This window comes from Bacteroides sp. An322 (genome assembly GCF_002161765.1).
GTDB lineage: Bacteria > Bacteroidota > Bacteroidia > Bacteroidales > Bacteroidaceae > Phocaeicola > Phocaeicola merdavium.
The window spans coordinates 17,359-38,091 of the sequence record NZ_NFIN01000025.1 but is presented as its reverse complement, the minus strand read 5'-3'; the positions used below and the strand labels follow the sequence as shown (position 1 = coordinate 38,091).

At 50.7% G+C, this 20,733-nt stretch carries 15 protein-coding genes; 4 read left to right on the top strand and 11 right to left on the bottom strand.

Translation table 11 applies throughout. The annotated features are described in order from the left end of the window. Positions 1-484: 484 nt before the first annotated feature. Entirely contained in the window at positions 485-2,851 is a 2,367-nt protein-coding gene (locus B5F91_RS12180; RefSeq protein ID WP_087429360.1) for a TonB-dependent receptor, read from the top strand. Between the two features lie 146 nt (positions 2,852-2,997). Here the strand turns inward: B5F91_RS12180 and B5F91_RS12175 are convergent, their stop codons facing one another. The 11 genes from B5F91_RS12175 to xseA form a co-directional block, all read right to left on the bottom strand. Continuing rightward, complete coding sequence (locus tag B5F91_RS12175; protein ID WP_087429359.1) at positions 2,998-3,945, bottom strand: hypothetical protein; 948 nt, start codon at positions 3,943-3,945, stop codon at positions 2,998-3,000. Continuing rightward, on the bottom strand, positions 3,932-5,782 hold the full coding sequence (locus B5F91_RS12170; RefSeq protein ID WP_087429346.1) for a U32 family peptidase: 1,851 nt from the start codon (positions 5,780-5,782) through the stop codon (positions 3,932-3,934). Before B5F91_RS12170 ends, B5F91_RS12175 begins: the two co-directional genes overlap by 14 nt. A gap of 108 nt (positions 5,783-5,890) precedes the next feature. Then, positions 5,891-6,814: a homoserine O-succinyltransferase gene (metA, locus tag B5F91_RS12165; protein WP_087429345.1), complete on the bottom strand. Its 924-nt coding sequence runs from the start codon at positions 6,812-6,814 to the stop codon at positions 5,891-5,893. Between the two features lie 125 nt (positions 6,815-6,939). Then, on the bottom strand, positions 6,940-8,112 hold the full coding sequence (locus B5F91_RS12160) for a TolC family protein (protein WP_087429344.1): 1,173 nt from the start codon (positions 8,110-8,112) through the stop codon (positions 6,940-6,942). Between the two features lie 87 nt (positions 8,113-8,199). After that, entirely contained in the window at positions 8,200-11,301 is a 3,102-nt protein-coding gene (locus B5F91_RS12155) for an efflux RND transporter permease subunit (protein ID WP_087429343.1), read from the bottom strand. 139 nt (positions 11,302-11,440) lie between these two features. Then, positions 11,441-12,580 carry an efflux RND transporter periplasmic adaptor subunit gene (locus B5F91_RS12150; protein WP_087429342.1) on the bottom strand — a complete coding sequence of 380 codons (1,140 nt, stop codon included), beginning with the start codon at positions 12,578-12,580 and terminating at the stop codon, positions 11,441-11,443. A gap of 78 nt (positions 12,581-12,658) precedes the next feature. Continuing rightward, complete coding sequence (locus B5F91_RS12145) at positions 12,659-13,069, bottom strand: DUF6769 family protein (protein WP_239416426.1); 411 nt, start codon at positions 13,067-13,069, stop codon at positions 12,659-12,661. A 10-nt stretch (positions 13,070-13,079) separates the two neighbouring features. Beyond that, on the bottom strand, positions 13,080-14,378 hold the full coding sequence (locus B5F91_RS12140) for a hemolysin family protein (RefSeq protein ID WP_087429340.1): 1,299 nt from the start codon (positions 14,376-14,378) through the stop codon (positions 13,080-13,082). A 423-nt stretch (positions 14,379-14,801) separates the two neighbouring features. Then, positions 14,802-15,821, bottom strand: a complete 1,020-nt coding sequence (locus B5F91_RS12135; RefSeq protein ID WP_087429339.1) for a branched-chain amino acid aminotransferase — start codon at positions 15,819-15,821, stop codon at positions 14,802-14,804. A gap of 217 nt (positions 15,822-16,038) precedes the next feature. Then, a complete protein-coding gene (xseB, locus tag B5F91_RS12130; protein ID WP_087429338.1) occupies positions 16,039-16,257 on the bottom strand; it encodes an exodeoxyribonuclease VII small subunit in 219 nt (72 codons plus the stop codon). A gap of 142 nt (positions 16,258-16,399) precedes the next feature. Further along, positions 16,400-17,701, bottom strand: coding sequence for an exodeoxyribonuclease VII large subunit (gene xseA / locus B5F91_RS12125; protein WP_087429337.1), 1,302 nt, complete (start codon positions 17,699-17,701; stop codon positions 16,400-16,402). Positions 17,702-17,927: 226 nt separating this feature from the next. On the opposite strand from xseA, the gene B5F91_RS12120 reads away from it, so the two are divergent. From B5F91_RS12120 to B5F91_RS12110, 3 genes are all read left to right on the top strand, one after another. Further along, positions 17,928-19,283, top strand: coding sequence for an MATE family efflux transporter (locus B5F91_RS12120; protein ID WP_087429336.1), 1,356 nt, complete (start codon positions 17,928-17,930; stop codon positions 19,281-19,283). A gap of 263 nt (positions 19,284-19,546) precedes the next feature. Further along, complete coding sequence (locus B5F91_RS12115) at positions 19,547-20,179, top strand: cytidylate kinase-like family protein (protein ID WP_087429335.1); 633 nt, start codon at positions 19,547-19,549, stop codon at positions 20,177-20,179. A 21-nt stretch (positions 20,180-20,200) separates the two neighbouring features. Then, on the top strand, positions 20,201-20,692 hold the full coding sequence (locus B5F91_RS12110) for a metallophosphoesterase family protein (RefSeq protein WP_087429334.1): 492 nt from the start codon (positions 20,201-20,203) through the stop codon (positions 20,690-20,692). Positions 20,693-20,733 lie beyond the last annotated feature (41 nt).

The following is a 20,733-nucleotide window of genomic DNA, read 5'->3' as shown; positions in this document are numbered from 1 at the left end:
CAATCCTACCGGCTTCTCTATCCATTTAAGAAACAAGCAGTTACAACAACACTCCTAAAAAGTTCGGATCTTTTTTCCACATTTACAACATGCCTATGCATTGTCATCTTGAATACAATTTATCACCTTTTCAACATGACAAATAATCTTCTGAAGCTCATTTTTGCTTAAACAAAAACAGCTACAACAAATGCAAAAGTAAAAAATATATTTGAAAAGACGATTATAAGTTACAAAAAAAAGACTTATTTCAATAAAACTGCCGAAATTAAGACCCTATTGTAACACCAATGTAGAACAACCGGAAATATCCTCATTTATGGGGATTGCAAGTGTCGAAGATTTGGCGTTACTTTGCAGGCGGTTTTTCTCACCACAGATTACACAGATTAAAACAATTAAGATTAAATCCTGCGATGATAATCAATTTTCTTAATCTGTGTAATCTGTGGTAAACCTCAAAAGCATAACACAGAAAGAATATATGAAGACAAGACTTATCTTTACGACCCTTGCGCTTGCCACGGCGGCATCGGGATTTGCATCCGGACCTATCGCCCCGCGCGACACGGTAAAAGTTATCGACATCGAAGAAGTGGTGATTATCGCCACACCGAAAGAAAACACCCGCTTACGCCAACAAGCGCTTTCGTCCAACTCGTTCTCGCAAGCCGACATACGGAGCGGGCAAATCGGGTCGGTGAAATCGCTTTCGGGACGGGTGCCCAATCTATTTATCCCCGATTATGGGTCGAAGCTCACCACCTCGGTCTACGTGCGGGGCATCGGTTCGCGCATCAATACGCCTGCCGTAGGATTGTATGTCGATAACATCCCGTTCATCGACAAATCCGCTTTCGACTTCAACTACTCCGACATTGAGCGCATCGACGTGATGCGAGGTCCGCAGGGCACACTCTACGGACGCAATACGATGGGCGGGCTTATCCGCGTGTTCACTAAATCGCCCTTTACTTACCAAGGAACCGATGTGCAACTCAGTGCCGCCTCCTATAATAACTATAAGGCGATGCTGAAACACTATCACCGCATTTCAGACCAATTCGCGTTCTCGGTAGGGATGTTTTACGAGCACAAGGGAGGCTTCTTCAAGAACGCCTACAACGGGAAGCGCATTGATACCGATGATGAAGCGGGAGGGCGTGTGCGTGCCATCTGGTTTCCTAACGAAGACCTGAAATTGGACTTCACCCTCAATTATGAATATACCAACCAAGGCGGCTATCCTTACGCCTACACAGGACGGACAGACGGAAAGGAAGAAAACCGCGGGGAACACATCGGTGAAATCGCATACAACCACCCTTGCGGATACAAGCGCAACTTAGTGAACGGGGGATTGAACATCGAGCATCACGGAGAAAACTTCACCCTGAACAGCGTGACGGGATTCCAATACCTGTATGACCAGATGAACTTAGACCAGGACTTTACCGAAGCCGATATCTATACGATGATGCAAAAGCAGAACTCGAAAACCCTTTCGCAAGAAATCGTATTGAAATCGAAGCCGGGCACGCGCTGGCAATGGACCACGGGCGTGAGCGGATTTTACCAATGGCTGGACACGAATGCCCCCGTGACTTTCGAAGACGAAGGCATCCGGAGCCTGATAGAAGACAACATCAATGCAGGCCTCTCCCATCTTCCGTCGAGTGCGCCCAAGCTCTCGGCACAGGTCACTACCCGTCCGCTCACCGTTACGGGTTCTTTCCAAACTCCTGCATTGAACGGCGCCATCTATCACCAGTCTACCTTGAACGACCTCTTCACCGAAGGGCTTTCGCTCACCGTAGGGCTCCGGCTGGATTACGAAAAGCTTTGGCTGGATTACGATTCGCAATGCGCCATGGGATTCGACTTTGGTGTTTCGGCTCCTTTCCTGCCCCAAGACATCGTGCGCCCTTTGGAAGCCTTGACCCAATTCATCGGCAAAGAACGGACCGATTACCTGCAATTGCTTCCTAAATTCACCTTGCAATACGCATGGAACCGGCGAAACAATGTCTACGCCACGGTGAGCAAAGGCTACCGCTCGGGAGGCTACAACATCCAAATGTTCTCCGACTTAGTGCAGAACGACCTGCGCACGGCTATGATGGATGCTATCAAGCAAGACGAAGTGCTGGGAAACTTCGCGGGAATGATGCCCGACTTCCCCGCCTCGGATGTAAACGTATCGGAAGCGACGCTTTACAAACCCGAATATTCGTGGAATTACGAAGTGGGAGCACACCTTACCTCCACGAACGGAAAGCTACAAGCCGATGCGGCTTTCTTCTATATGGACACGCGCGACCAGCAAATCTCCCGCTTTGCCGAAAACGGATTGGGACGCATCACAGTCAACGCGGGAAAGAGCCGGAGCATCGGAGCGGAAGCGTCGGTACGTGCCCAAGTGACCGATGCCTTCAGCCTGAACGCCAACTACGGATACACGTATGCCACGTTTACCGATTACGTGGTAAGCGAAGAAGAAACCTACAACGGGCGTTACGTGCCTTTCGTTCCGAAGCACACCTTCAGTGCGGGAGGGCAATACCGTTTCACCCTGCGGCGGAACACAATACTTGACCATATCACCCTCGATGCCAACTACCGGGCGGCAGGACGCATCTACTGGACGGAGCAAAACAACGCCAGCCAGCCGTTCTACGGTACCCTGGACGGACGTATCAGCTTCGCCAAAGGCAACGGGCAAATCGCCTTGTGGATTGCCAACGCCCTCAACAAGCATTACCAAGCATTCTATTTCGAAACCATGGGCCGCGGGTTCGAGCAAGCGGGACGCCCCTTGCAAGTGGGCATCGACCTGCGGTGCAACTTCTGATGTTCTTTCACCACAGATTACATAGATTTAAATAATTAATAATGAACAATTCATAGTTAATGACGGCTAATTGAAGAATTCTTCGTTATTCATTATTCACTTTTAATTCTTAATTATTTAAATCTGTGTAATCTGTGGTGAAAAACTCACTCATTCAACGCCCCGCAATGCGGGCAGATACCTTTGGCACGCATCTTTGCCCCGCACGCCCCGCATACATACGGATAGCGGTCTGACTTGCTGAACCAGCGGATGCAACCCGCACCGTAGGCGGCAAGGCATACGTAAGCGATGTAAATATTGAGGTAAGTGAAAAACACATAAATGAATATGCAGCACGAAACCAGCCCTACCAAGTAAAAGAAAGCCACTTCCGCCTTTGTCTGATGAAACAAATCATCGAGCACCGCCACGCCTACCAGCACAATCAACCACACACATACAATGAAGAAACCCAAGATGAAAGGCACATCGAAGGGGTTCAGCGTAGGCTCATAATAATACCGTTCCCACGTTTCGGGGACGAAATGCTGGATGCTGTTATACGTAGTGGCGGCTATCGCCATCAAGAGCGACAAGAGAAGAGGAAACACGCTATCGATATCGTTCAGCCAAATGAGCTTGATTTGCTTGCGCCGTACAGCCCGATAGACAAACCAAAGGAAAAACACCGCTAATACCAAGAAGAAAGGCAAGGTATGGGCATTGCTAAAGAGATGAATAAAGCGCGAAATCGGGTCGACGGGCACAATGTTTTCCAGCAAGCGGCGTTCCTGAATCCAACCGATGGTCTCTTGGTCGCGTGCCACCTTCACCCACACTGAGTCCACAGAATCTTGCGGATGCACATCGAATTCCGCCACCACCACTTCATCTCCTTGCACCAATGCCACGGTGTCCATAAACGGAAGTACATGGAGCCATAACGTATCCGCCTCTACCTGAAAATTGCTGTTCAACGCATACGCCCGCGTATTGATACGGGCAGAATCGCCCTCCTCCCCGCTTTCGGGAATGTACATCGGGCGGTAATGGCAAGCCGCAAGCAACGCCAGCAGAAACAAGAACGGAATAAGGTATTTACTCTTCAGCATAATCTATCGTCTTTTTTACCACAGATGAAAGAACCTTCATCCGGCACGCCTTGCAATCGAACTCTAAGCGGAAACGTCTGCCGTCTGCGCTCACCAAGTAGAAAGGCTCGCGGAAAGGAGCACGTTTCTGATGATGTACCGGACACCAGCCCATGCTATACCGCACACAATGCTTGCATTCCATCAATACCGCGTCGCGCGGAGGGTCTTTCTCGAAAGCGGGAGCGATGCGTTCCACGCCGTGCGAACGGTAAAACGCTTCCGCCTCACGGTTCATTACATTGCCCCGATAATCCAACACCTTTGCCGGAAACGGATGAACGGTCTCTGTCCACCTTCTCCGCTCCTGAGGATAGGTAATGCGGCGTGCCGAAAGCAAACGTTCCACGCCCCTGCGCCGCAAATCAGAAAGCTCGGACGAAGGGATGAACCAGTCTTCCGTAAAGCCGATGCTTATCTCTTCCGCCACGAAAGGCGTATTGCCCAACTTGCGCAACTGGGCTTTCAAGTTCTCGGCTTGCGAAGTGCGGGCAATTTCCTTTTCCCGTCCCAGCACCACGCTCACACGTACCCCGTCTTCATCGGTCAAGGTAAGGGTGAAGCCGAAATTGTTCTCTTCCAATCGCATGTCTACCGCTATCTTCCGCTCGGCGGACTTCTTCTGCATCGCGCGCTCGAAAGCTTGGTCGAAGTTGCGGTAGAGCACCGTCTTCGGACGGATGCGGCGGGGCATCTCCTGCGGGAAGAGCTTGTTGTCCTCCACACGGTTCACCCGGAAGCCCTGCAACTTGCCTTGGTCGTCCACGTAGCACAAGCCGTCTCCGTTGGCAAAAGGCTTCACGCCCGCCACGGTCAGACACGTAGCACGCACCTCCTTCACCGTTCCCACTTCCTCGCCCAACGATTTCGGCGTGTTCAGGTTGAAGATGCCGGGATTGCGCCCGTGAAGGAAATAATCGGTAAATCCACGGCTGAAGCTCTTGTCCAACTGAGGACGGAATTCCACCCGCACGTTTCCAGACGAAGCCCGCACGTATTCTTTCCTCCGCTTGAAAATGTTGTCCAGCCGCTGGCGGTAATAAGCCGTCACGTTCTTCACATACGACACGTCCTTCAGCCTTCCTTCTATCTTGAGCGACGAAACGCCCGCATCGAGTAGTTCCTCTAAATTTTCGCTTTGATTCATATCCTTGAGCGAAAGCAAGTGTTTATCGTGGGCGATGACCTTCCCGTCGGCATCCTCCAAATCGAACGCCAGACGGCAGAACTGGGCACATTCCCCACGGTTCGCGCTTCGTCCGAAACACGCTTGGCTCACATAGCATTGCCCGCTATAGCTCACGCACAACGCTCCGTGTACGAAGACTTCGAGCAACGTGCCGGGACAGGCGCGGTGGATTTTCCGAATCTCTTCCAAGGTCAGTTCGCGAGCCAACACCACCTGACGGAATCCCGCCTCAGCCAAGAAGCTCACCTTCTCTGCCGTGCGGTTATCCATCTGCGTGCTGGCATGAAGCGGAATGGGAGGCAGGTCGAGGCGGGTAATGCCCATATCCTGCACGATGAGCGCGTCTACGCCAATGCGGTACAAGTCCCAAATCATCGCCTCGGTATCTTTCAGCTCCTCATCCTTCAGAATGGTATTCACCGTCACGTAAATACGCGCCCGAAACAGATGCGCATAACGCACCAATTCCGCGATGTCCTCCAACGAGTTTCCCGCGGCGGCACGTGCCCCGAAGCGGGGTGCCCCGATATACACGGCGTCCGCCCCATGGTTGATAGCCTCTATCCCGCACGCCAAGTTTTTCGCGGGAGCCAATAGTTCGATTGTCATGTCTTTTAGTTAATAATTAATAGTGAACAATTAATAGTGAATACAAGCTACAGAAAACGACAGAATGTCATTCATCGTTATTAACTATTAATTATTCACTATTAATTGTCATTGGATTTCATTAATATCATACGGTGTCTCCTGATAAACATAATAGTTCAGCCAGTTGGAGAACAAAAGATTGGCGGTGCTCCGCCAGCGCACCAACGGGCCTTTGTCGGGATCATCGTCACGGTAATAGTTCTTCGGCAGGGCGATGGGCAAGCCTTTCGCCACATCGCGCCGGTATTCCCCGTCGAGGGTGTAAGGGGCATATTCCGAATGTCCCGTCACGAAAAACTCCCTTCCGCCGCGCGCCATTACGATATGTACGCCCGCATCGTCCGACTCGGAGACAATCTGAAGTTCGGGATGCTTCTCAATATCTGCACGGCGCACTTCCGTATGGCGGCTGTGCGGAACGAAAAACACATCATCGAATCCACGAAAGATAGGCAGCTTCTGGAAACCCTCGCACACGTGATGTTCGAAAATGCCGAACATCTTCTTGCCGAGCTGGTATTTCGGCACGCCGTAATAATGGTACAGCCCCGCTTGCGCAGCCCAGCAGATATAGAGCGTAGAAGTGACGTGCGTGCGTGCCCAGTCGAAAATGGTCTGAAGCTCGCTCCAGTAGTTCACGCCCTCAAAATCGAGGTGCTCCACAGGCGCGCCCGTGATAATCATCCCGTCGAACTTCTCGCCCCGCATCAGGTCGAAGTCGCGGTAGAACGCCTTCATGTGCTCTATCGGCGTGTTCTTCGAGGTGTGGCTCTTCAGCTTCATAAAGCTCACCTCTATCTGCAAAGGCGAGTTGGAGAGCAGGCGGATGAGGTCGGTCTCGGTGGTAATCTTAATCGGCATCAGGTTGAGGACGACGATTTTCAACGGACGGATGTCTTGTGTACTCGCGCGAGACGTGTCGATAACGAAGATATTCTCTTCCTTCAACAAATCAATGGCGGGCAATTTATCAGGTAAATTCAGTGGCATAAATTCATCGTTTTTTTAATCAGGCACAAAGATAGCGTTTTTTAGTGAATAGTTAATAGTGAACAGTTAATAATGATATGCAAAACGCCAGTCACTATGAACTGTTCACTATTAATTATTCACTCTCAAAGCCTATTCTTATAAATCTCCGCCATCAGCTTCTGGTACTGGTTTTCCAGTTCGATGTATGCCTGCAGGTTGCAGTAGACGTTGTCGGCTTCGGTATAGAACTCGATGACGGAGAGCTGACCCGCGCGGACGGCTTCGTGGAGCAATGCCAAGGTGCGGTGCATCAGTGTTACATCGTATGCCTCCATCGCCTCGCGCAGGCGGCACATCTCGTTGAAACGGCTATGCACCTCCGATTCCGCTTTCAGGCGAGCATCGTCTGCCGCCAGACGGGCACTCACGGCTTGGGCACGGGCGATGCGGGTCTTCTTGCGGTTGGAAAAGAGGGGGAAACTTCCGCCTACAAGAAAACCGTTGCTTTTCTCGTCGAGCGAAGTGTTGCGCCGGTATCCCACCTCTAGCTTCGGAAGCCAGCTTTGGCGGTTCACCTTCAGTTCCTGTTCGGCGGCACGGGCATTAGCATCAGCTTCGAGCAAAGCCGCATCGGTCGCCATTACCTCATCGTAGAGGGCATTGGCATCGTTCGGTTCCTCCATGCGGGGATAAGTGTCGGCATCGAACGTGAAGGGCAGGTTGCCGTTCAGGGCGAGAAGCCCTTGGAGAGCAGTACGGTGGGCAGCAGAGGTTTGCGCCGTCTCGGTCTGCACGCTCATCCGCTCCATCTTGATTTTGTTCACTTCAAGGATACCCGCGTCGCCTTCCTGCAAGCGTTTCTCGAAAAGGGCGAGCAGCTCGTCGGCATTCTTCGCCCGCTCGTCGAGGAGGGCTTGCTTCTGGCGGAGCATAATCAGGTCGAGGCAGAGATTCTTGGCTTGCAGAAGGATATCACGGCGCACCGCCTGATAACGCCGGTCAAGGGCTTCCTGCTTCACCTTCCCCGACTTGCGGCGCGCGCCGTAGAGGGTGGGAAAATCGAAGCCCTGAGTCACCACCAGTTCCGAACTGGACATCCCCGTGATGCCCCGCGTATAGAAAGGGCTATACTCCACCGAAGGGTCTTCGAGGTTGTTTTCCGCCTGCACTTCGAGTTTCGAAGCGAGCGTGGCTTGTGCCTGTGCCTGAAGCTCCTTGTTGTTTTGCTCCACCTGGCGGAGCACGTCGTCTATCGTTTGCGCCTGCATCGGGACTACCGCAAAGCAAGCTATGGCTAATGTGATGTATCTGTTCATTGTTTGTGTATGTTTGTTTTTCACCACAGATTACACAGATTTATAAAATTATTTTCCAATGTATTCTGTGGTTAATAGTCAATTATTTTAATCTGTGTAATCTGTGGTGGAAGACCGGTGCATCCATTCGTAGACGATGGGGACGATGAAGGCATTGAGGAAGGTCGATGTGAGCAGACCACCGAGGATAACCTTCGCCATCGGGCTTTGGATTTCGTTGCCCGGCAGGTCACCGCGCAAGGCAAGCGGAATCAATGCCAATGCTGACGAGAGAGCGGTCATCAGAATCGGGTTCAGGCGGTCCAGCGAACCGCGCACGATACACTCGCGCAAGCCCAAGCCTTGCTCTTCGCGGAGCAGGTTGTAATGGCTGATGAGGAGCATACCGTTGCGCGTGGCGATGCCGAAAAGCGAGATGAAACCGATGACGGCGGGGATGCTCAGTTCGCCCGAGGTGAGGAGCAGCACGAACACGCCCCCTATCAACGCCAAGGGCAAGTTGAGAAGGATGACGGCACTCTGGGCGGCGTTCTTGAACTGCCAGTAGAGCAGGAGGAAGATGACCACGATGCTTATCGCCGAGGCGAGCGCCAGGGTGCGGCTTGCCGCCTGCTCGCTTTCGAACTGCCCTCCGTATTCGATGTGATAGCCTTCGGGCAGGTGTATCTGTTCGTCCACACGGGCACGGATGTCGTTCACCACACTCCGCAGGTCGCGCCCGCTGGTGTTGGCTGAGATGACAATCTTACGCTTCACGTTCTCGCGGTTAATCGTGTTCGGTCCCATAGCCGACACCACGTCTGCCACATCGCTCAGGGGGATTTTCCGCCCCTCGGCATCGTCTATCATCAGGTCTTTGACACGCTCTATCGAGCCTCGGTTGTCTTCCGAGGCACGCACCACGAGGTTGAACGCCTTGCCCTGCTCGTAGACTTGCGACACCGTTTCGCCCGCCATATTGACCGTGACGAACTCGCGGAACGCCGCAAGCGAAATGCCGTGACGCGCCAGCATCTCACGCCGAGGCACGATTTTCAGTTCGGGACGCTCTATCTGTTGCTCCACATTCAGGTCGGCAATGCCTTCCACGTCTTTCACCGCATCCTTGATTTGGTTTCCGAGGGTGAACATCCGGTTCAGGTCGTCGCCGAAAAGCTTGATAGCGATGCTTGCCTGCGTGCCGCTCAGCATGGCGTCAATGCGATGGCTGATGGGTTGGCCTATCTCGATATTGGCTCCCGTAATGACCGAGAGCTTATGGCGCACTTCGTCTAATAGCTCCTTGTGCGAACGGTCCTTGAGTTCGAAGGGAGCTTCCAGTTCCGACACGTTCACGCCCAAAGCATGTTCGTCCAGTTCAGCCCGTCCCGTCTTCCGCGCCACGGTCTGTATTTCGGGAATGGAAAGCAGGATTTCTTCGGCTTGCCGCCCTATCTTGTCCGACTCTTCGAGCGAAATGCCCGGCAAGGAGCTTACATTAATCGTGAACGAGCCTTCGTTGAATGCGGGCAAGAAGCTATGCCCCAACGTGAAGAAGCATCCCAATGCCACGAGGAAAAGAGCGAGCGTGCTCCCCACGACCGTCCGCTTGTGTGCCAACGCCCACAGCAATCCGTTCTCGTAATGCTTGCGGAGCCATACGGCAAGAAAGGCTTCGCGAGGCAAGCCGTCTTTCTTCGAACCGCCTAACAGGTAGCTGCACAACACGGGAGTAAGGGTCAACGCCACCACTGTAGAGGCAAAGAGCGACACGATGAAAGCGATGCCCAGCGGCACCAGCATCCTGCCTTCCATCCCGCTCAGGAAGAACAAGGGAACGAAGCTCACGATGATAATCAAAGTAGAGTTCAAAATAGGCATACGCACCTCGCGCGAAGCGTTGAACACCACTTCGAGCACGGGACGGCGTTCGCCCACAGGAAGCATCCGGTTCTCGCGCAGGTGTTTCCACACGTTTTCCACATCCACAATCGCATCATCCACCAACGAGCCGATAGCGATAGCCATACCTCCGAGGCTCATCGTGTTAATGCTCAAGCCCATATAGTGGAGCACGAGCACCGCCACCACCAGCGAGAGAGGAAGCGTGACGAGCGAAATGAGCGTAGTGCGCACATTGGCAAGGAAGAGAAAGAGGACGATAACCACGAATACCGCGCCTTCGAGGAGCGAATCCTGCACGTTGCCGATGGAGTTTTCGATGAAGCGCGACTGGCGGAAGGTATCGGTAGAGACACGCACATCGGGAGGCAGGTTCTTCTGCAGGTCGTGCAACGCCGCCTCTAATTTTTCGGTCAGTTCGATAGTGCCCGTATGGGGCTGCTTGGTCACGGTGATGAGTACGGCAGGCTTTCCTTTCTCCGAAGCCGTCCCCAACTTAGGTTGTTGTGCCCCGATGCGTACATCCGCTATGTCTTCAAGCGTCACGGGCGCACCTCCCACGGTCTTGATAACCGCACGAGCCATTTCCTGCACCTCCTCGGTAGACACCACCCCGCGCACGATGTACTCGTTGCCATACTCGTAGATGACGCCTCCGTTGGTATTTTGGTTCATTCCGCGGGTCACCTCCATTACCTCACCCAATGTCACCCCGTAATGTTTCATCCGCTCGGGATGAAGCAATACCTGATACTCCTTGATATCGCCTCCTAATACTGCCACCTGAGCCACGCCTCCCGTAGAAAGCAAGCGCGGACGGATAGTCCAGTCTGCCAAGGTGCGGAGGTCGAGCATCGAAGTGCTATCGGCGGTCAAGCCCACAATAAGCAATTCGCCCAAGATAGACGATTGGGGACCCAAGGTAGGATTTCCCACGTTATCGGGCAGGTCCTCTCCCACCGTAGCCAATTTTTCGGACACAATCTGACGCGCCAAATAAATATCTGTGTCCCAATCAAACTCCACCCATACCACGGAGAATCCCGTAGTGGAAGACGAACGCACACGACGCACGCCCGTAGCTCCGTTTACAGCGGTCTCAATAGGGAAAGTAACGAGTTGTTCCACCTCTTCAGCCGCCATTCCTCCCGCCTCGGTCATCACCACCACCGTAGGCGCATTGAGGTCGGGAAACACATCCACCTCGGTATGCCAGGCGGTGTACGTCCCTCCCACAAGCAGAAGCACCGATGCCACCAACACTAACAATCGGTTCTGCAATGAAAAACGAATTATCTTGTTCAGCATAAGATCTATTTACTATTTGGATTTTGAAACGCAGATTGACGCAGATTTTCACGGATTATTTTAAGCCATAAAACAAAATTTTAAATTATTGTCTGCGTAAATCTGAGCTAATCTGCGTTTCAACTCTTCATTCTTAATTTCAATGATTATGTGTATGCGCCGGAATGGCATTGCTTGCCGAAGCTAATTTGACGTGGATAGCACCTTGGGTGACTAATTTTTCACCCTCTTTCAAGCCCGAAAGAATTTCCACACGCGCTCCGTCATCGGCTCCCGTCTTTACTTCCCGCTTTTGGTAGCACTCGGCGTCCAGTTGCACATAGACGAACTTCACGCCTTGCTCCTCGGTAAGTGCCGAACGAGGTATGCTGATGATGTCTTCCCGCTCGCCCGACAACAACCAGACCTCGGCAAAAGCACCCGGAAGCACTTCGCCCCGATTATCGAACTCGAAAGTAACAGGAATATAATAAGAGGTACCGTCCGTAGATTTGCCATACGAAAGCAAACGTCCGTTCAACGAATCGAGTTGATAAACATGATCGTTATAAGAAGTGCGGAAATGGGCGGAAGACACTCCGCGCAACATCGGATAATACCGCTCCGGCACGTCCGCACGCAACCGCAGGCGGCGGGTCTGGGTGACCGTCATCAAGGGTTGGCCTACAGTGACATAATCGCCCTCTTTCACTAAGCACGACTTAATATATCCCGCAATGGGAGACACCACCGACACCCCCTGCCCGTCTGCACTGGGCGAAAGAGCCTCGTAAGCGATGCGGGCATTCTCGTAAGCCTCTTTCAAGGCGTTGAAATCCTTTTGCGACACGATTTGTTGGTCTACCAATTTCGATGCACGCTCGTATTCGGCTTTAGCGGTCTCGTAAGCCACGCGCGTCCGGTTGATGGCGTCCCCGTCTTGGATGCGGCTTCCCGATACGGTCAACACCGCCTTATCTTCCGCTACCGCCATTCCTTCTACAAGCGGGCGCACAAACGATACCACCCCCGACGTACTTGCCACCACCGTGGCTTCATCGCCCTGCGAGGCAAGTATCTGCCCACTAACTTGTATTACTCCGCGGAATGTGCCCGCTTGTACCGTTTCGGTCTTCACACCCGCCGCTTCCGCTTTCTCGGGTGCCAACACAATTTCATCCGAAGCACCGTGTGCGGCTTCTCCGGCATGAATATCTTCTTCGTGGGAATGCGTTTCTCCTCCCCCACAGGAAGCCAATGCCAGCAAGGCAAAGACTCCCGTAAAAATCCTTTTCTTCATAAGTATGTCTTTTTGATTTTATTTTCCTGATGCAAATGTAGCGTATATCCCCCGCAACCGGGTTGCAATGTATAAGACTTAACAAAAAGGAGGGGCACGCAAGCCCGTAGCACACGCCACATCTTGCGCATGAAGATTTTCCACATACACGGCATCCGCACGCGAAAAGCATTCGGACACCCGATGAAGAAGAGTATCGAAAGTATAAAGAATCAAATAAAAAGAATAGTCGGGAGATAGATGCGGGACGGCATCATCGGGCGTGCCGCTTTGGATATGCGTGACGCATCCTGCCGAACACGTATGGCGGTCGCCGTCACCCTCGTGATGCATCCCGTCCGTATCGCAATCTTCGCCCGCACAAGCCGTCAGGTCGGCATGCAGGCAAAAGAGTTCCGAGTGGTGGTGATGGGGGAAAACGGAAGCTATCTGCATCACCATGCAGACCAACAAAAGCCAATATGCTATGTACTTCCGTCTTTCCTTCATCGCAATTTCATTATTCGTTATCTTCTGTTTGCCTTTCCGTAGCAGGAATAGTCACCAGTACCTTGTCGATGCGGGCACCGTCCATATCTACGATTTCCAAGTTGAAACCGTTCCATTCCAACGTTTCTCCACTCACGGGGATGTGTTGCAATTGCTGCAAAATCAATCCGCCAAGCGTGTGGTATTCGGAGTTCTCGAAAAGGTCGCTCCGGTCGAAATAACACAAGAAATCGTATAAAGAGCACTGACCGTCTACCAACCAGCCTTCCTTGTTCATCCGCTTGATGATGTCGGGCTCCTCACCCGGACCGTCCATATTGCCCACCAAGCCTTCTAAGATGTCTCTCAACGTGATGACACCCATGCAGATACCGAACTCGTCGCACACTAATGCACGGCTGATTTTGCGCGCTTTCATCTGCTCTAATGCCTTATACACGTTCATGCTCTCGTGGAAGAACACCGCTTCGTGAATCAACGAAGTAAGCTTGAAATCAGGCTCGTACAAGTGAAGCACCAAGTCTTTCAGGTTTACGATACCCTTCACGTGGTCCAAGTCGCCATCGGCTATCGGATAAAACTCATAGAGCTTCTCGCTCAACACCTTCTTCACATCATCCGCCGTCATGTCCGTGTCAAGCCATACGATGTCGTTCTTATGCGTCATGATTGAGCTGACTTTCAGGTCGCCCAACAGGAACACACGCTCCATGATGTCTTGCTCTACGGGTTGCACCTCGCCGTCTTCCGTACCTTCCTGGATAATCGACTTGATTTCCTCTTCGGTCACCTTATTATCCGACTCCTTGATGCCCAAGAGGTTGAATATCACCTCTGTGCTCTTCGAGAGCAACCATACGAAAGGCAATGCCAGCACCGAGAGGAAACGCATGGGGCGCGAAACGGTCTTCGCCGCTTGTTCGGCTATGCTCAATCCGATGCGCTTGGGCACCAGTTCACCGAAAATGATAGTGAGATAAGTCACGATGACCACGATGATACCTTGCGCCAACGTGTCGGCATACGAAGCAGGCACCCCCCACGAGGTCAATACCCCCGTAAAGTCGCTGGCGATTTTATTTCCCGAATAGATACCGGTCAGGATTCCGATTAACGTAATTCCGATTTGAACAGTCGAAAGGAAACGGTCAGGGTCGTTCGCTAATTTCAGAGCCACGCTTGCCGCCTTGCTTCCTTTCTTCGCATCGGTAGAAAGCCGAGTTTTTCGGGCTGATATTAATGCCACCTCGGACATGGAGAAAATACCGTTAAGTACTATCAACCCGATAATTATAAAGATCTCGTCCATAAAAAATATAAAAGTGTTTTCGGTCGGCAAATATAGTAGAATGTTCAAAGAAAGTAAAAGAGAAGCCAAAGTATTAAATAGTTTTAACGAAAATAATCCTAGAACCATTTATAAATCGAATAACGAAATAAGGTTCATCAGCCGATGAAGCAGTATGCATTTCTGTCAGCACTTTTCTGACATTTTGACAGAAGCAATTTTACCCGATAAACACTTATCAAAATAAAACCGTTTCTTTAGTATATTGACCCACTTTTCTTCACTACCGGAACGAAGAAAGAATAGAAATTGCAACTCAGACGTAACAAGAAACGGAGACACTTTATCTCTATAAAAAGACTCAGTGCCTCCGCTTCTTTTTCTATATAAAGGACGAACAATGTCACGCCACAATCTCTGGCTGAGTGTCTGCCTGTTCTTTTTTCAATCCACCGTCATCACCCATCCGTACGGGTCGGGTTCGTCGCCATACTGAATGGCGCGTAGCTTGTGATAGAGCTTTTCGCTAATGGAACCCGGCTTGCCGTCTTTCGAGATGACGTAAGATTTGTGGTTCTCTAAGTCGTCGATGCGCTCTATCGGGCTGATGACCGCCGCTGTGCCGCATGCTCCGGCTTCTTCGAAGGTCTCCAGTTCTTCTTCGGGGATGGGACGGCGTTCTACTTTCAAGCCCATATCTTCCGCTAATTGCATCAGGCTCTTGTTGGTGATAGACGGAAGAATAGAAGTAGAGAGCGGAGTGACGTAAGTATTGTCCTTGATGCCGAAGAAATTGGCTGCACCGCATTCGTCGATGTATTTCTTTTCCTTGGCATCGAGGTAGAACTCGCACGCATAGCCTGCATCGTGCGCCATTTTGTTGGCACGAAGGCTGGCTGCATAGTTTCCGCCTACTTTATATGTACCTGTACCGAGCGGAGCGGCACGGTCGAACTCACGGATAATCACATACGAGTTGGTGGCGAAGCCTCCCTTAAAGTACGGTCCTACCGGAGTGACAAAGATAACGAACAAATATTCGCTTGCCGGATGAACGCCTACCTGCGCTCCCGTACCGATGAGCAACGGACGGATATAAAGAGCGGCACCGCTTTCGTAAGGCGGAATGAAACGTTCGTTGGCTTTTACCACCTTACGCACGGCTTCGCAAAACAACTCGGTGGGAAGTTCGGGCATCAGAATGCCCCTGCAGGTGCTTTGCAGACGCTCGGCATTGGCTTGCGGACGGAACACACGGATTTTGCCGTCCTTGCCGCGGAATGCCTTCAATCCTTCAAACGCCTCTTGCCCGTAGTGCAAGCAAGTAGCCGCCATGTGGATATTCAGCGTTTCTTCCGAACACAGTTCCAATTCTCCCCATTTGCCGTCGCGGTAATAGCAACGCACGTTGTAATCTGTCTTCATATACCCGAACGGCAGATTAGCCCAATCGATTTCTTTCATACGATAATCTATATTTTAATGTTAATGTTTCCGTTTTCAGGTTCACCACAGATTACACAGATTAAAATAATTAATAATTAAAAGTGAATAATGAACAACGGTATGTGTTTTTCGCCTGTCTTTATTAACTATTAATTGTTCATTATTAATTATTTTAATCCGTGTAATCTGTGGTAGAACGAAAGCAAAAGTACGGTTTATATTTACAATATCCAATTCATTCGGCATTTTTTTCGTCATCCTGCCCTTCTTCGAGCATTTTTTTAATCTCCACGTCGGCCTTGTAGAGCTTTTCGCGGCAATACTTTATCAGGCGTTGCGCTTCCTTCAGGCGGTTCGCCAGCTCGTCGATGTCCAGTTCGTTGCTCTCAATTTGCGACACAATCGCCTCCAGGCGCTTCATCGCTTCGGTGTAGGTTTCTTTCTTTGTTGCCATATTTTTTATTTTTAAACGCAGAGACGCAGAAGCGCAGAGTTTTTATTTATTGAGAGAACAAAGAGCGCAAGAGAGTGGCTCCGTGTCCTTTTGCCTTCTCTAAAATATTTTCTTTGCGCCTTTGCGTCTCTGCGTTTGATTTTCATTTACTCACTTTGCTTTTAAATGTCCCTTTCGCCACACGGGTCACCACTTCATCGCCCGGACGGAGGGCAGAGGCATCGGTCACGGCTTTCCCGTCTTTCAGTGTGATGCTGTATCCGCGCGCCAACAAAAGGTCGGGAGATGCCGACTTGACTTGTTGCTCCAACAGGCGCAAATGCTGGCTTTCCCGCGTCAGACGGGACTGCAGGGCAATGCTTATCCGGCTTTCAAGTTGCAGGCAGTAAGTCTCGCGCATCAGGCGGGTCTGCCATGCTAAGTGGATGCGCTTCATCAGCCGTTCTTGACGGAAGCCTTCGTTTTGGATGCGCATTTGCACCCGTGCCGGAATGCGTGCCACCCACCGTTCCAACCGCTCCTTTTGCCTGTTAAGCCAGTCGGGCACTTCTTGAGCGAAGAACGAAGCGTACCCTTCCAACCGTTCGGCGGTCTTGCGCAAATGATTGATTAAGAACTCGGCGGCGGCGGTAGGCGTCTTTACACGCGTATGAGCCACCGCGTCTATGACCGTATCATCCCGCTCGTGACCGATTCCTGTAAGGATAGGCAAAGGGAACTGGGCACAATTGGTAGCCAGTTCATACGTATCGAAGCCCGACAAGTCGGAAGCAGCTCCTCCTCCCCGGATAATCACCACCACGTCCCAACGTCCGTGTTCGGCATTTATCCGGTCTAAGGCACGGATAATGGAAGCCTCTACCTGCTCGCCTTGCATGATTGCCGGAAACAATTTGGTATAGAACGCAAAGCCAAAAGCATTACGCTCCAACTGGTCGCAAAAGTCTCCATAGCCAGCCGCCGTGGGCGAAGAGATTACGGCAATGCGCTGGGCAAGTTCGGGCAGTTCCAACTCCTTATTTAATGTAAGCACGCCTTCTTCTTCCAAACGCCGGAGAATTTCCTTCCTCCGCCTCGCCATGTCGCCCAACGTATAAGTAGGGTCAATATCGGATACCGTAAGCGAATAGCCGTATAGTTCGTGGAAATCGACCGTTACCTTTACCAGCACTTTCAGCCCAGCCACAAACGCCTGTCCGGTCTCACGCTCGAAATAAGGCTTCAGGTTGCAGAACACATTGCTCCAGATGATGCCCCGCGCCTTGGCAAGCAAAGCGTTACTTCTCGGGTCTTTCTGCACAAACTCCACATAGCAATGTCCCGAATAATTGGTGCGCACATCGCTCAATTCCGCTTGCACCCAATAGGCGTCAGGCATGGACAAGCGCACGCTTTGGCGTACTAAGGCATTCAGTTCGTATAATGATAAAGGATTCTGTTCCATGAATTAATATTAATAATGTTATTATCTGTTTTTAGAACGCAGATTAACGCGGATTTCCGCGGATTATAATTTAATTATTAATTCTATCTGCGCTAATCTGCGAAAATCCGCGTTTCTCCAAAGTAATCGGTCACAATGTACACCATAAATTAAAGCAACTCCGTGCAAAGATACAATTATTTTGCTTACCTTTGCACCCGAAAATCAAAAAGGTAAAAAGAGTTTTATGTCACAAAAAGGAACAGCAACCGAACTGGGCGAGCAGCCTATCGGCAAACTATTGACGCAATATGCCGTCCCTGCCATCATTGCTATGACGGCTTCTTCACTTTACAACATGATTGACAGCATCTTCATCGGGCACGGTGTAGGCGCAATGGCTATCTCAGGACTTGCCATCACCTTCCCCTTGATGAACCTTGCCGCCGCATTCGGCTCGTTAGTGGGTGTGGGTGCCTCGACATTGGTATCGGTGAAGTTAGGTCAAAAAGATTATGCTACCGCCCAGCTTATCTTGGGGAACGTCGTGTCCTTGAATGTCCTTATCGGTATCGGATTCACGATTCTTACCCTTTTATTCCTCGACCCGATTCTGTATTTCTTCGGAGCGAGTGAAGCGACCCTCCCCTACGCACGCGATTACATGATAGTCATCTTGTTAGGCAACGTAGTGACCCACATGTACTTAGGCTTAAACTCGGTGCTCCGTGCCGCCGGCTATCCGCAAAAGTCGATGTTCGCCACGATTATGACCGTCATAATCAACACCATCCTTGCCCCGATATTCATCTTCGTGTTCCATTGGGGCATTCAGGGAGTGGCAATGGCAACCGTATTGGCACAAATCATCGCCCTGACGTGGCAAATCAAGCTCTTCTGCCGCAAGAACGAATTGCTCCGCCTGAAGAAAGGCATCTACCGCTTGCGGAGCCACTTGGTGCAGAACATCATCGGCATCGGGCTGGCACCGTTCTTCATGAACATAGCCGCCTGCATGATTGTCATCCTTATTAATAAAGGATTGAAACTATACGACGGAGACCTTGCCATCGGAGCGTTCGGCATTGTGAACCGCATCAGCTTCCTCTTCGTGATGATTGTAATGGGGCTGAACCAAGGCATGCAACCCATTGCGGGATATAACTACGGCGCACGCCAATACCAGCGCGTAAACCAAGTGATGAAAATCACCGTCATAGCCGCCACAATCGTGACCACCACCGGATTCTTAGTGGGCGAACTGATACCCGAACTGGTGGCAAAAGCCTTTACCACCGACCAGACTTTGATAGACCTTTCGGCACGAGGTCTGCGTATCGTGATGATGTTCTTCCCTATCATCGGCTTCCAAATGGTCACGTCGAACTTCTTCCAAAGCATCGGCATGGCGAAGAAAGCCATCATCCTTTCGCTGAGCCGCCAAGTGGTGATACTCATCCCGCTCTTGCTCATCCTGCCGCTCTTTTGGGGCGTAGACGGCATTTGGTTCAGTATGCCTATCTCCGACCTTGCAGCCAGCGTAATCGCCGCTTTCATGCTTTATAACCAGTTTAAGAAATTCAAGCTGCAAGCGGTAAGTTGATTCTGATTCAAACGCAGAGACGCAAAATCGCAAAGTTTTTATTTGGAGGAAGCAAAGAGCGCAGAGAAATTAAAGATATGATGCCGTACGGTATTTTAATTTAAAGAACTCCGTGCACTCTTGCCTCCTCTAACGATATTTTCTCTGCGCTTTTGCGCCTCTGCGTTCGAATTAGACACACAAAATCACACCAAACGCTTCCGAGTTTCCATTTTTTTATTTACATTTGCTCTTACATAAGAAATTAACCAAAAACAAACGCTATGAACGATTATTATGTAATTAACCTGGGCAGACAATTAGGAAGCGGCGGGAAAGAAATCGGCGAAAAGCTGGCAAAAGACCTCGGCATCGCTTTTTATGATAAAGAACTGATTAACCTCGCTTCGAAAGAAAGCGGACTCTGCAAGGAATTTTTCGAAAAAGCCGATGAAAAAGCATCCCAAGGACTATTAGGAGGCTTGTTCGGGACACGCTTCCCCTTCATAACCGAAGGTGCCTATCCTTACAACTCTTATCTGAGCAATGACTCCTTATTCAAAATACAGAGTGATGTTATCCGGCATCTTGCCGAAAAACAATCGTGCCTCTTCGTAGGAAGATGTGCCGACTATGTATTGCGCGACCATCCGCGATGCGCCAATGTATTTGTATCGGCATCTCCTCAAGCCCGCATCGAACGCTTGACCAAACGCCTGAACATCAGCGAAGAGAAAGCCGAAGAAATTATGGAAAAAGCCGACAAGAAACGTTCCTCCTATTATAATTATTATAGTTACAATACATGGGGAGCCGCCGCGACCTATCATTTATGCATTGATTCGTCGGTATTGGGCATTGACCAAACAGTGGAATTTATTAAATCCTTTGTAAAACAAAAGCTGCAACTTCCCTAATCCAGAAGCAGGAATGCAAATATGACTAAAATCGGACTTCTATCGGACACACACGGCTATTGGGACGAACGTTACCTAAAATATTTCGAGCCGTGTGACGAAATATGGCATGCGGGAGACATCGGCTCTATGGAAATTATTGAACGCCTGGAAGCGTTCCGTCCCCTACGTGCCGTATATGGAAACATCGATGGGCACGATATCCGACTGATTTATCCGGAAATCAACCGTTTTACGATAGACGGAACCGATGTCCTGATGAAACACATCGGAGGCTATCCGGGCAGATATGACGCTTCGGTACGAGCCACTCTGTATGCTCATCCTCCCAAACTCTTCATCAGCGGACACTCTCATATTCTGAAAGTTAAGTTCGACCCAAAGCTAAATCTACTCCACATCAATCCGGGAGCCGCAGGGAAATACGGCTTCCACCAAGCGCGTACATTGGTGCGGTTTTGCATCCACGAAGGAAGTTTTTCTGACCTGGAAGTAATAGAATTAAACGGATAATGCTTGGTTGATTAAAAAAAGTTTGCGAAATTTGCACCGCG